This is a genomic window from Collinsella sp. AF04-24 (assembly GCF_003465685.1).
GTDB lineage: Bacteria > Actinomycetota > Coriobacteriia > Coriobacteriales > Coriobacteriaceae > Collinsella > Collinsella aerofaciens_AP.
In genome coordinates, this window is record NZ_QSBK01000019.1 from 15,374 (window position 1) to 28,222 (window position 12,849).

The window sequence follows — 12,849 nt, forward strand, 5'->3', positions numbered from 1 at the left end:
AGACGCTAAAGCGCCTACGTACAATGGTTTTTGATAGTACGATTTGATTCAACGACAGGATGGATGGTCCAAGCGTGAGTCTCGGCAGCAAACTATCCAACGCAAAGGTCTCCTTTGCGATATTTAAGCGCGACATTAAGCGACTGCTTATGAACCCCGTCGCCCTGGTGGTTACCTTGGGCGTGTGCGTCATTCCCTCGCTGTATGCCTGGTACAACATCGTTGCCAACTGGGATCCGTACGGAAATACCCAGGGCATTAAAATCGCCATCGCCAACAACGATCAGGGCACCCAGAATGACTTGGTGGGCGAGCTCAATGCAGGCGATAAGGTGGTCGACCAGCTCAAGGAAAACGATCAGCTGGGCTGGACCTTCGTCGACTCGGCTGCCGATGCCAAAGAGGGCGTCGAGAGCGGGGAATACTACGCGGCGATCGTAATCCCCAAGAACTTCTCCGACAATCTTGTCTCGATGCTCGATGGCAATTACCATCAGCCGAAGCTCACCTATTACGTCAATGAGAAGAAGAGCGCCATTGCGCCCAAGGTCACCGATACCGGTGCCAACACCATCGAGGAGCAGATCAACTCGGAGTTTGTCTCCACGGTGGGCGAGACTGTTGCCAGTATCGCCAAGGATGCCGGTGTCGATTTAAAGGACAAGGCAACCCAGACTCAGGACTCGCTGACAAGTTCGGTGTCCGAGGCATCCGACACCTTGGGTGAGGTGCGCGATTCGATTGGCGATATGAATGCCGCCATCGATAAGACGAGTGGCGCTATCGCCTCGGCTGATGCGGCGCTTGCCGGCTTGCAAGGTCAGGCACCGTCGCTGACGCAGGCAATCTCCCAGGGCAACGACCTGCTGGGCGAGGCTCGCGCCACGGCGGGCAACTCTATCACCTCGCTCTCCAAGGCACTCTCGGAAGGTAGCCTTGCACTCACCAAGACGTCAGCCTCCGCGAACGCTGCGATTGGCAAGCTAACGGGTACGGTCACATCTACGACCACCCGCATCGACAACTCGCTCGAGTCTCTCCAGGCGACGATCGATCACAATAAGGCCGTTATCGGGCACTTGGAGATTCTCGTTAATGACACGTCGACAGGTTCCGAGGAAATTGACGCGCGCATTGTATCGACCATCGATTCGCTTCGCGAGCAAAACCAGAAGCTGCAGAGCATCAAGGATGGCCTTTCTGCACAGTCGAGCGCCATGGCAAACGACGCTACGGCAATCTCGAACGCGAGCAACGCACTCAACGCGGCAATTCAGACCGGTACGGCTAACCTCGGTCAGGCTCAGACCGATCTGGGTCAGAACGCACTTCCGAAGGCTTCGAGCGCGCTTGACTCCTTTGCCGCCGTTTCGGGCGATTTGACCGGCATTGTGTCGGGTATGACCCCCACGATAGCGAGCGCGCGCGGCACGCTGGCGCAGCTCGACGCCACGCTCAAGCAGGCAAAGACCACGCTATCCCAAACCGACGCCTCCCTTGCCAAGGTTCAGGACAAGCTCGCGACCGCCGCCAATGACATTGCGGCGCTGCGGACCTCTGAGTCTATGGGCGAGTTAGCCGACCTCATGGACGTCGACGTCAATGACGTGGCAGATTTCATGGCATCTCCGGTTGAGCTGACGTCCAAGTCAATCTATCCGGTCAAGAGCTTTGGCTCGGGCATCGCGCCCTTCTACACCAATCTGGCGCTGTGGGTAGGCGGCTATGTGCTCATCGCTATCTATAAACTCGAGGTCGACCGCGAGGGCATCGGTAGCTTTACGGCGCGTCAGGGCTACTTTGGCCGCTGGCTGCTGCTGGTGATCCTGGGCGCGTTCCAGGCCATTATCGTTACGGTGGGAGATCTGGTCATTGGCGTTCAGTGCGTCAATCCGCTGCTCTTTGTGCTGGGCGGCATCGCTATCTCGTTCACCTACGTCAACATCATCTATGCGCTGTCCACCACCTTTAAGCATATCGGTAAAGCCATTGGCGTCATCCTCGTCATTGTGCAGATCCCCGGCTCGTCGGGCATGTATCCCATCGAGATGATGCCAGGTTTCTTCCAATGGCTGCATCCGCTGCTGCCCTTCACCTATGGCATCAACCTGCTGCGCGAGACCGTCGGTGGCATGTATTCGTTCAACTACCTGTTCAACCTGTGCATCCTGGGCGTGTTCCTTATCATCGCGCTCTTTATCGGTCTGCAGCTGCGCCCGTTGCTGCTCAACCTCAACCTGCTCTTTGATAAGCAGCTTTCCACGACGGGCCTTATGATCTGCGAGTCCAACGACCTGCCGCGCCAGCGCTATTCGCTGCGCACGGCCATGCGCGTCATGCTCGATTCGGATTCGTACCGTCGCGAGCTGCTCGATCATGCCGTGGCGTTTGAGCATCGCTACCCGTACTACATCAAGGGCGGTTTTGCCGCCGTGGTAGGCGTGCAGGTTCTGCTCTTTGTGCTTTCGACGGTGCTCGATATCGACAATAACGGCAAGATCATCCTACTCGTTATCTGGATCATTTCGGTTATCGCCATCTGCGGCTGGCTCATCAACATCGAGTACATCCGTGCAAGCCTCAACACCCAGATGCGCATCTCGGCGCTTTCGGACGAGGACTTGCGCCGCGAGATGCGCGAGCACACGGCTGCCATCCCTGCCGCCCGTCGCATGTTTGGTCTCAACGCCAGCGAGCGGGGCACCAAGGACAGCGAACAGCCCACGAGCCGTCTGCCGCATATTGGTGCGCATCGTAAATCTCAGGGCAGCGACAGCACAGCTACAAATGATGGAGATACCACCCTGCTTGGCAAGCACTCTAAAGGAGGTGAGGCATAAATGAAGAACATCCTGCACCTGTTTAAGCGTGATGTCCAAAACGTGTCTCGCTCCGTGATCGGCATGGTCGTCGTGATGGGCCTCATTATCGTGCCGTGCCTGTACGCGTGGTTTAACATCGCCGGCAGCTGGGATCCGTACGGCAATACCGGCAACCTTAAGATTGCAGTGGTCAACACCGATGAGGGCTACGAGAGCGACCTGATTCCCGTCGAGATCAACGTGGGCGAAAACGTGACGGCGACCCTGCGCGGTAACGAGAACTTTGACTGGGTTGTCCTCAACGACCGCGATAAGGCGATTGAGGGCGTTAAGTCGGGCACATACTATGCCGCCGTCGTTATCCCCAAGACGTTTAGCGCCGACATGATGACGCTTTTCTCGACCAACGTGAAGCACGCCGACATCGAGTTCTACGAAAACCAGAAGGCTAACGCCATCGCCCAGATCGTGACCGAAAAGGGTTCGAGCGCCGTCCAGAGCCAGGTGAATGAGACCTTTACCAAGACCATCACGACCATCGGCCTTAAGACCGTGTCCAGCCTGCTCGATTACATGAGCACCGATCAGGTCAGCAGCTTTATCGCCAACCTGTCCTCGACACTGGGCGATTCGGTCGAGGACCTGCAGGACGTTCAAGCCAACGCGACTTCGCTGGCGGGCATTTTGAGCTCGACCTCCGATTCGTTGACGTCGGCGAGCGGTATGCTCCAGCAGACGGGTAAGGTCGATGAATCTACCAAGCAGTTGATGGAGCACGCCGAGAGCGGCATTAGTGATTCCAAGGAAGCACTCAAGGCCGCCAACGACGCCATCAACGCCGCGATTGACGGAAGTGCGGGCTCGTTTGACAACGTGTCCGCCGAGCTCGCGAAGGCTTTCGACGCCGCAAACCAGCATGTCAACGTTACGGTGACCCAGCTCAACGAAGCCGCGTCGGCACTCGAATCGCGCGCCAAGGAAATCGACGACACGGCCGACCAGCTCCGCAGCTTTGCCGATCAGGTGAGTGACGAAAAGCTCCAGGACAGCCTCAAGTCTGTGGCTACATCGCTGGGCAGGATCGCGACGGAGTATCGTAACAATGCCAACGACCTGAGGGCAACCGCAAAGTCCCTTTTCGACAGCATGGCAGAGGTCAACAGCACGCGTGCCGAGGTCGACCAGGCCATCGCCGATGCCAAGGCGGGCATCTCGGGCGCTAAGTCCGACTACGATTCCACGTTCTCGGTCAAGGCCAAGGAGCTCAAGAAAACTATTTCGGGCGTTCTGGATTCGCTCGACGGCATCTCGGGCGACCTGGATAGCGCTGTTGCCGGCCTGACCGACGCATCCGGTTCGCTGGCAAAGGGTCTCTCCAAGGCCGCAAAGCTGGTCAACAAGGCTTCCGATCAGCTGGGCGAGGCGTCGGACAAGATCAGCGCGTTCAAGGACGAGCTCGACGGCGCCCTGATGTCGGGTGACCTGGCGACGATCAAGACGATGATCGGCAACGACCCCGAGGGCCTGGCCGTGTCGCTTTCCGGCCCCGTTGCGCTCGACCGCAAGCCGGTCTATCCGATCCGCAACTACGGTTCGGCCATGGCGCCGTTCTATACGATTCTGTCGCTCTGGGTCGGCTCGATCGTACTGGCGGCCATGATGAAGGTCTCGGTCGACGACGAGCTCATCAACGAGCTCATCCCCGTACGCCTGCACGAGATCTATCTGGGCCGTTACCTGTTCTTTGGCGGTTTGGCCCTGCTGCAGGCAACGCTCGTGTGCGCGGGCGACATTCTGTTCTTTGGCATTCAGTGCGACAACCCGCTGCAGTTTGTGCTGGCGGGCTGGGTCGCGAGTCTCGTGTTCTCCAATATCGTCTACACGCTTACGGTTTCGTTTGGCGATATCGGCAAGGCGCTCGCTGTCGTGCTGTTGGTCATGCAGGTCGGCGGTTCGGGCGGCACGTTCCCCATCGAGATGACCGGCCCCGTGTTCCAGGCGATCTATCCGTTCCTGCCGTTTACTCACGGCATCAACGCCATGCATGCCGCCATGGCTGGCGCCTACCATATGGAGTACTGGGTTGAGCTGGGTATTCTGGCGAGCTATCTGATTCCGTCGCTGGCCCTGGGCGTCGTCTTCCGCCGTCCGGTCATCAAAGCCAACGACTGGATTATCGAAAAGCTGGAGTCGACCAAATTGATTTAATACAGCAACGTAAACGCCGTCGGAACATCGAGGATTTCTGTTCCGACGCTTTAGTTGAGTGAATTGCATGGGCTGCTTGGTTGTTGCTACAGTAGCGGGGCGTGCCGGGGGTCCGGTGCGCCCTGTTTTTATTTGACCATGAGGCGGCATGCGGTCACGCGCGTGCGGACACCACGCCCAGATTGAGCGCGAGGATGCCCTATGCCCCAGCATGTCACTGACAATATCGAAATGATGCCCGATGGCCCTGTGGCTCGCGAGGACCTGGGTGCGGGCGGCACCTCCCGTGGTGCCGGTGCTCGTTCGCCGTTGTTCTGGAAAGTTCTACTGCTTTCGGTGGCGATTATCTGGGGTTACTCCTTTACCACTATGAAGGACGCGCTCGACACCATTCCGGTGTTTGAACTGCTCTACGTGCGCTTTCTGCCTGCGGCGTTGGTCATGTTTGTCATCTTCCACAAGCGCATCATCGCGCACCTCAACGCCCGCAATCTTATCGTCGGACTTGGAATGGGCACACTTATGTGGGCCGCCTACGTCCTGCAGACGGTCGGTCTGGCGCACACCACGGCGGGCAAGAACGCGTTTTTGACGGGTACGTACTGCATCCTCGTGCCCTTTGCGAGCTATTTTCTGAGCGGCGAAAAACTCACCCGCTATAATCTGGGCGCGGCACTGCTGTGCTTGGCGGGCATTGGCCTGGTGGCGCTTGATAGCGTCGAGTTCAACATCGGCGATGCCATTACGCTGGGCGGCGCGGTTTTCTTCGCCATCCAGATGGCGGTGACCGCCAAGTACGGTCGCAAAATGGACATCAACGTCATCACGTTTTGGATGTTTGTGGGCAATGGCGTGCTGAGCCTGATCTCGTCGCTGCTATTCGAGACCCAGGCGCCTCTGTCCGTGTGGACGCCGAATTTTATCTGTGTGATGGCGTTTCTCTCGGTGGGCTGCACATGCGTGGCTCTGCTCATCCAAAACGTCGGCCTGGCGCATGTCCCGGCTTCGACGGGCTCGCTGCTCATTTCGATGGAGTCGCCTTCGGGCGTGTTGTTTTCGGTGCTGCTGATGGGGGAGGCGCTCACCTCGCGCCTGCTCGCCGGCTTTGTGCTTATCTTCCTGTCGATTATCTTGAGCGAGACTCACTTCGATTTTTTGCGTCGAAAGCCGCGCCCGCAATTGTAAACAACTTGTTGCGCCGCCCTCCTGGGGCGGCATTTTTTATGCCTCGCCCTTAAAGTTGTACCTTGCGCTTTACGCTATCAAAGTGCTTACTGCAAAAACGTTACTGGAGGGCATTTATGGCACCAGCTCAGTCCGATCTTCAACCGCAATCAGCGCCCAAGGCCACCGCGGCGGCGCAGGCCGCTATCGGTGACGGTCTTGTTGCAGAAGCTCAGGCGTTTGCCAACGAGCTTGCCGCATGGCGCCATGATCTCCATCAAACGCCTGAGCTCGGTAACAACCTTCCGCAGACGTCCGCCTTTATCCAGGCGCGTCTGGACGAGATGGATATTCCCTATGCCGTGCTTGTTGACGGCACCTGTGTCGTTGGCCTAATCGGTGCCGGCGCGGCAGCTGCTGCTCGGGGTAACGGTACGTGCACGGACAAACAGGCCGGTACGGTCATCATGCTCCGTGGCGACATGGATGCCCTGCCTGTTGCTGAAGAGTCAGGCGAGCCTTTCGCCTCTACGAACGGCTGCATGCACGCATGCGGACACGATATGCACGCGACGGCGCTGCTTGGTGCGGCGCGCCTGCTCAAGGCCCGCGAGTCCGAGCTTGTCGACGCCAACGCCACGATTAAGTTGCTGTTCCAACCGGGCGAGGAAACTTTTGAGGGTGCCCGCGCCGCCATCGCCGACGGTCTGCTGCAGAACCCGCGTCCCCAGGCCGCCTTCGCCATGCACGTTAACAGCCAATCGCCGCTTGGCCTGGTGCTCTACGGCAGCCCGGCGCTCTCGGGCGTGTACGGTTTTCGCATCACGCTTCAGGGCAAGGGCGGCCATGGCTCGAGCCCCGAGATCTGCATCGACCCCATCACGGCCGGCGTGCATGTGCACCTGGCGCTTCAGGAGCTTATCTCCCGTGAGGTGCCGGCGGCCAAGGAGGTCGCGCTTACCGTGGGTAAGTTCGCTGGCGGCTTGGCGGCCAACGTCATCCCCGACACCTGCGTGCTCGAGGGAACGTTGCGCGGCTTCGACGTCGAGCTCATGGAGCACCTCAAGACCCGCATCGCCGAGGTCGTCAACGGTGTGGCCGCAACGTATCGCACGCCGGCGACTATCGAGACGCTTTCGGATGTTCCGCCGCTGGTACTCGACGACGGCATGACGCAGGCGTCGCTTGGCTACGTGGGCGCGGTGCTGCCCAAGTCCGCCTTCCTGCCGCTGTTCCACGCCATGGCGAGCGAGGACTTCGCGTTGATCTCGAGCGAGATCCCGAGTGCGTACTTTACCGTGGGCGCTGCCGTGACTGATACGGACGAGCATTTTGCTCAGCATCATCCCAAGGCACGTTTTAGCGATGCCGAGCTTCCCCTTGGCGCCGCGGCTTATGCCGCCGTCGCTTTGGGCTACATCGCCGACCACTGGTAGCACCCAATCTTGCTACTCGTTTGTTTAAAAAAGGAACAGCATGTCTCAGCAACGTAAGCTCTTCCCCGGCTGGCTCGTGGTGGCCTCTGGCTTCGTGATCATGGCCACGTGCTACACGATTTTCGTCAACTGCATGAGCCTGTTCCAGCCGTTGATCGTCAGCGACCTGGGCATTTCCCTTGCGCAGTACACCATCTCCAACGCCCACGATCGCTGCGTCTAAGCAGTTTGGCATGGCCGACCTGGGTAAGGTCACGGGCACCATTACCTCGCTCGAGATGGTCGGCGGCACCGTGGGCGCCATTGTCTCGGGCGTGCTGTTCGATGCCACGGGCTCCTTTGCGAGCACCTGGATCGTGTGCCTGGCGTGCTCCGTGGTCATGCTCGTGTTCCTGCTGGCATCCGAGCCCATCGCCGCCAAGCTGCGCGCAAGCGTGGCGGGGGAGTAGATAGGCCAAAGCGCATTGCCGCTTGTCCGCTTCGTCCGTGGCTACCGCGGCGGCGTGTCTGGCCGAACGAGTCCCCATACCCTCGTTCGGTCAGACGCGCCGCCGCTGTTTGTGTTTGTGCCGTATAATGTCCACTACCTATGACGCGATACAAAAGAAAGGTGTTTGCCCATGCAGGCACAGAAGGCGGAGGGAACCCGCGACCTTATCGGCGCCGAGATGCGCGCTTGGCAAAAGATGCAGCAGATCGCTGCCGGCGTGTTCGAGCCGTTTGGTTTTAAACCCATCGAGACGCCCGCGATCGAGCAGGTGGACGTCTTTGTCCACGGCATCGGCCAGTCGACCGACGTCGTGCGCAAGGAGATGTTCCGCGTCTTTAGCGGCGCCAACCTGGAGCGCGTCTTTACCGAGGGCACCGACACAAAACTCAAGCCCAAGCAGCGCCTGGCGCTTCGTCCCGAGGGCACGGCCGGTGTGGTGCGCGCAGTCGTGGAGAACAACCTGGTGCCCCAGGGCTCCACGCCGTTTAAGGCTTACTACGCCGAGGCCATGTTCCGCGGCGAGCGTCCCCAGAAGGGCCGCCTGCGTCAGTTCCACCAGGTGGGTATCGAGTGGCTCGGCGCTCCCGATCCGGCGGCAGACGCCGAGTGCATCATCATGCTCATGGAGTTTTACAAGCGCCTGGGCTTCGATCTTTCCAAACTCCGTCTGCTCATTAACTCGATGGGCGACGCTCAGTGCCGTCCGGCTTACCGCGAGCAGGTCAAGCAGTTTATCCTCGATCACGCTGACGAGATGTGTGACGAGTGCCGCGAGCGCGCCGAGCTCAACCCGCTGCGTGCCTTCGACTGCAAGAACGACCACTGCCGCGAGATCATGGCCGACGCGCCGCTGATGGGCGACAACCTGTGCGACGAGTGCCGCGAGCACTACGAGCAGGTCAAGCGCTATCTGGATGCCGCCGGTATCGAGTATGTCGAGGATCCCACACTGGTGCGTGGTCTGGACTACTACACCCGTACCGTCTTTGAGGTCGAGGCTCCCGGCGCCGGTGTCGGCTCCATTGGTGGCGGCGGTCGCTATGACGGTCTGGTCGAGCTCGAGGGTGGCAAGCCCACGGCGGGCGTCGGCTTCGCTGTCGGTTTTGAGCGCGCCCTGCTGGCCCTGCAGGCCTTTGGTAACGACTTGGGTGCCGAGGAGGCCCCGTGCGTCTACGTCGCCAACGCCGGCAAGGAGCTGCGCCAGAACGTCTTTGCCATCACGCAGGAGCTTCGCGCCGCTGGCATCGTGACCGAGGCCGACTACCAGGGTCGTTCGCTCAAAGCTCAGTTTAAGCAGGCCGACAAGGTTGGCGCCAAGCTCATTTTGGTCCTGGGTGGCGACGAGCTTGCCGCCGGCAAGGTCAAGGTGCGCGACATGGAGAGCCATGAAGAGGTCCTTGCCGATCTGGCCAACGTCGTCGAGGCGGTTCGCGAGCGCCTGTAGCGCATCATTTTGAGCTGCGGGTCCGCTTGAGTGTCTCGTCCATTGCGAGCGATTGTTACGGGGGTGTTTCGCATTTATGCGGAATGCCCCCGTTTGTGTATGCCGTCCACCGAGAAATACGACCATTTAGAGCAAAAACCCTTGCAATGCAGAAAATACTTTTGTGTGGTAAAGCGCAATCAGTGTCGAAAGTATTTCGCAAGCGCCTATAATGAATACCGCATGTTACGTGCATAGAAGGAGGAATGGGAGGAAACGTGGCTGAGAACCTAAGCAACCAGTCTGTACCCGAAGCCGCGGCGCGCGTCGCTGCCGTGGTCAACCGCCTCGTTAACCGAATCGGCTCGAATGCCGAATCCAAGGAGCGTCTCGCTGAGATCGAGATCCCCGAGGAGCTGCGCGACAATCTGGCGCTGTTCTTGCGCCTGGAGCGCCGTGTGCTTAGCGAGTATGATCCCGAGATCGCGGACCTGTTCGACAAGATTTTGACAGCCGAGATTGTGGCCAACGCCGGAAACCCCGGCACCCGTGCTGCCGACGAGTCCGTCGACGAGCAGGGCGTGCCCACTGCCGACGAGCCCACCGCCGTGGCGTTTCGCGAGGTCGTTGATCTGATCGACAGTCTGCCGCTCGATAAGCAGCAGGTTATCGTCCGCGCCTTTACGAGCTTCTTCCATCTGGCAAACCTGTCGGAGGAGAACTACCGTGTGGCGCAGCTGCGCGAGCGCGAGGCCGGCGCATCGACCGATACCGAGGTCGATCCCGCCAACGAGCTCACCGTCGCCTATCACCAGTTGGTAAACGAGATGGGTGTCGAGGGCGCCAACGAGCTGCTCGGCAAGCTCGAGTTCCACCCTGTCTTTACCGCACATCCCACCGAGGCCCGTCGCAAGGCCGTCGAGGGCAAGATTCGCCGTATCTCCAATCTGCTGGAGGAGCGTCCGCGTCTGGGCGGCTCCGACCTGGTGGAGAACGAGCGCCATATGCTGCAGGAGATCGACGCCCTGGTGCGTACGAGCCCCATCGCGCTCAAGAAGCCCACGCCGGTCGAGGAAGCCGATACCATCATCGACATCTTCGATAACACGCTGTTCGACGTCATCCCCGTCATCTATCGTCGCTTTGACGACTGGGTGCTGGGCGACAAGGCCGGTACCGTGCCGCCGCTGTGCCCGGCGTTCTTCCATCCCGGCAGCTGGATCGGTTCCGACCGCGACGGTAACCCCAACGTCACCGCCAAGGTGAGCCGTGAGGTCGCCGCCAAGTACTTCACTCACATGGTGCTCAAGCTCGAGGACAAGTGCCGCCGCATCGGCCGCAACCTCACGCTCGAGGCCACCTACAGCAAGCCTTCTGCTGAACTCATCAACCTGTGGAACCATCAGGTCGAGATGAGCCCTCGGTACACGGCCCGCGCCGAGTTGATCTCCGAGCACGAGCCGCATCGCGCCGTCATGCTCGTCATGGCAGATCGTCTGAACGCCACCGTTCGTCGCATCACCGACACCATGTATCACAGCGCCGATGAGTTCCTGGATGACTTGCGTGTCGTTCAGCGCTCCCTGGCCGCCTGCGGTGCCGTCCGTGCTGCCTACGGCCCGGTCCAGACCATCATCTGGCAGGTCGAGTCCTTCGGCTTCCATATGGTCGAGATGGAGTTCCGTCAGCACTCCGTGGTGCATGCCCGCGCCCTCAAGGATATCCACGAGAACGGTATCCATGGCGACCTGCAGCCCATGACGCGCGAGGTCATCGATACCTTCCGTGCCATCGGTTCCATCCAAAAGCGCTACGGCAAGAAGATGGCGCACCGCTACATCATCTCGTTCACCAAGAGCGCCCAGCATGTGGCCGACGTCTTTGAGCTTGCCCACCTGTCCTTTGCACACGAGGAGGATGTCCCCGAGCTCGACGTGATTCCGCTGTTCGAGCAGCTTGAGGACCTCGAGGGCTGTGTCGACGTGCTCGACCAGATGCTCACGCTGCCCGTGGTGCAAAAGCGCCTTGCCCAGACGAACCGACGCATGGAGGTCATGCTGGGCTATTCCGACTCCTCCAAGGATGCCGGTCCTACCACGGCTATGCTCGCGCTGCACTCCGCACAGGAGCGTATTGCCAAGTGGGCCGAGAAGAACGATATCGACCTGGTGCTCATGCACGGTCGCGGCGGTGCCGTGGGCCGTGGCGGCGGCCCGGCCAATAAGGCCGTGCTGGCGCAGCCCAAGGGTTCGGTCAACTGCTTCTTTAAGCTCACCGAGCAGGGCGAGGTCATCTTTGCCCGTTACGGCAACCGCACGCTGGCTCAGCGCCATGTTGAGTCCGTTGCCGCCGCAACGCTTTTGCAGTCGGCCCCGAGTGTCGAGAAGACCAACACCGAGACCACGCAGAAGTTCTGGGATATGGCCGAGAAGCTCAACGCCGCAAGCCACGAGCGCTATCTGGACCTGCTGAACACCGAGGACTTTACACCGTGGTTCTCGACCGTGACGCCGCTGACCGAGGTCGGTCTGCTGCCGATCGGCTCGCGTCCCGCCAAGCGCGGCTTGGGTGCCAAGTCGCTCGACGACCTGCGTACCATTCCGTGGATCTTCAGCTGGAGCCAGGCGCGCATCAATCTGGCCGCTTGGTACGGCCTGGGTACCGCCTGCGAGCAGTTTGGCGATCTGGACCAGCTTAAGGCTGCCTACCAGGAGTGGCCGTTCTTCCGCACCTTTATCGACAACATCGAGATGTCGATCGCCAAGACTGACCAGCGCATCGCCAAGATGTATCTGCACCTGGGCGATCGCCAGGATCTGTCCAAGAAGGTCTTCACCGAGATGCAGCTCACGCGTAAGTGGGTCCTTGCCATCGTCGGTGACGAGTGGCCGCTGCAGCGCCGCCGCGTGCTCGGCTGCGCCGTACGCGTCCGTAACCCCTACGTCGACGCACTGTCCATCGCCCAGGTCCGCGCCCTTCGCGAGGTTCGTATGAACCAGGACGAGATGGCAGAGGAGAAGAAGGCCGAGTACATGAGCCTGATTCTTTCGACTGTGACCGGCGTCTCGGCAGGTTTGCAAAACACGGGGTAATCGATAGCCCTGTAGTCGCTGTCCGGGGCCGCCGTATGTTTGCTTTCCGGCGCGTCCTCGGACATGCAAGAAGCCCTCGCTGCGCACTTTGTGCGGCGAGGGCTTCTTGCGTCCTGCGGAGTGCGCCGGAAAGCAAACATACGGCGGCCCCTGCGATGTCCGGTCTTCGGCGGATTACTGGCTGGGGGAATAATGGTGCGCTTCGCGCGTTTTG

At 60.1% G+C, this 12,849-nt stretch carries 8 protein-coding genes; all 8 read left to right on the forward strand.

All coding sequences use genetic code 11. From position 1 onward, the window contains the following. The first annotated feature begins 74 nt into the window (after positions 1-74). Entirely contained in the window at positions 75-2,840 is a 2,766-nt protein-coding gene (locus DWV32_RS08065; RefSeq protein WP_233540439.1) for a YhgE/Pip domain-containing protein, read from the forward strand. Continuing rightward, positions 2,841-5,030, forward strand: coding sequence for a YhgE/Pip domain-containing protein (locus DWV32_RS08070; protein ID WP_117757831.1), 2,190 nt, complete (start codon positions 2,841-2,843; stop codon positions 5,028-5,030). It abuts the gene before it with no gap. 201 nt (positions 5,031-5,231) lie between these two features. Continuing rightward, the gene (locus DWV32_RS08075; RefSeq protein WP_117757832.1) at positions 5,232-6,215 is read left to right on the forward strand and encodes a DMT family transporter; all 984 of its coding nucleotides are present in this window, start codon (positions 5,232-5,234) and stop codon (positions 6,213-6,215) included. A 116-nt stretch (positions 6,216-6,331) separates the two neighbouring features. Beyond that, entirely contained in the window at positions 6,332-7,630 is a 1,299-nt protein-coding gene (locus DWV32_RS08080; protein ID WP_199577001.1) for a M20 family metallopeptidase, read from the forward strand. Positions 7,631-7,670: 40 nt separating this feature from the next. Continuing rightward, the gene (locus tag DWV32_RS08085; protein WP_117637367.1) at positions 7,671-7,853 is read left to right on the forward strand and encodes a hypothetical protein; all 183 of its coding nucleotides are present in this window, start codon (positions 7,671-7,673) and stop codon (positions 7,851-7,853) included. A 10-nt stretch (positions 7,854-7,863) separates the two neighbouring features. Next, positions 7,864-8,079, forward strand: coding sequence for a hypothetical protein (locus tag DWV32_RS08090; protein ID WP_124785868.1), 216 nt, complete (start codon positions 7,864-7,866; stop codon positions 8,077-8,079). A gap of 171 nt (positions 8,080-8,250) precedes the next feature. After that, complete coding sequence (hisS, locus tag DWV32_RS08095) at positions 8,251-9,564, forward strand: histidine--tRNA ligase (protein ID WP_117757833.1); 1,314 nt, start codon at positions 8,251-8,253, stop codon at positions 9,562-9,564. A gap of 257 nt (positions 9,565-9,821) precedes the next feature. Next, positions 9,822-12,635 carry a phosphoenolpyruvate carboxylase gene (locus DWV32_RS08100; protein ID WP_370448194.1) on the forward strand — a complete coding sequence of 938 codons (2,814 nt, stop codon included), beginning with the start codon at positions 9,822-9,824 and terminating at the stop codon, positions 12,633-12,635. Positions 12,636-12,849 lie beyond the last annotated feature (214 nt).

Excerpts from the sequence above, each read along its gene's own strand:
- DWV32_RS08070 (WP_117757831.1), top strand. The coding sequence starts at position 2,841 with ATGAAGAACATCCTGCACCTGTTTAAGCGTGATGTCCAAAACGTGTCT.
- DWV32_RS08075 (WP_117757832.1), top strand. The coding sequence starts at position 5,232 with ATGCCCCAGCATGTCACTGACAATATCGAAATGATGCCCGATGGCCCT.
- DWV32_RS08080 (WP_199577001.1), top strand. The coding sequence starts at position 6,332 with ATGGCACCAGCTCAGTCCGATCTTCAACCGCAATCAGCGCCCAAGGCC.
- DWV32_RS08085 (WP_117637367.1), top strand. The coding sequence starts at position 7,671 with ATGTCTCAGCAACGTAAGCTCTTCCCCGGCTGGCTCGTGGTGGCCTCT.
- DWV32_RS08090 (WP_124785868.1), top strand. The coding sequence starts at position 7,864 with ATGGCCGACCTGGGTAAGGTCACGGGCACCATTACCTCGCTCGAGATG.
- hisS (WP_117757833.1), top strand. The coding sequence starts at position 8,251 with ATGCAGGCACAGAAGGCGGAGGGAACCCGCGACCTTATCGGCGCCGAG.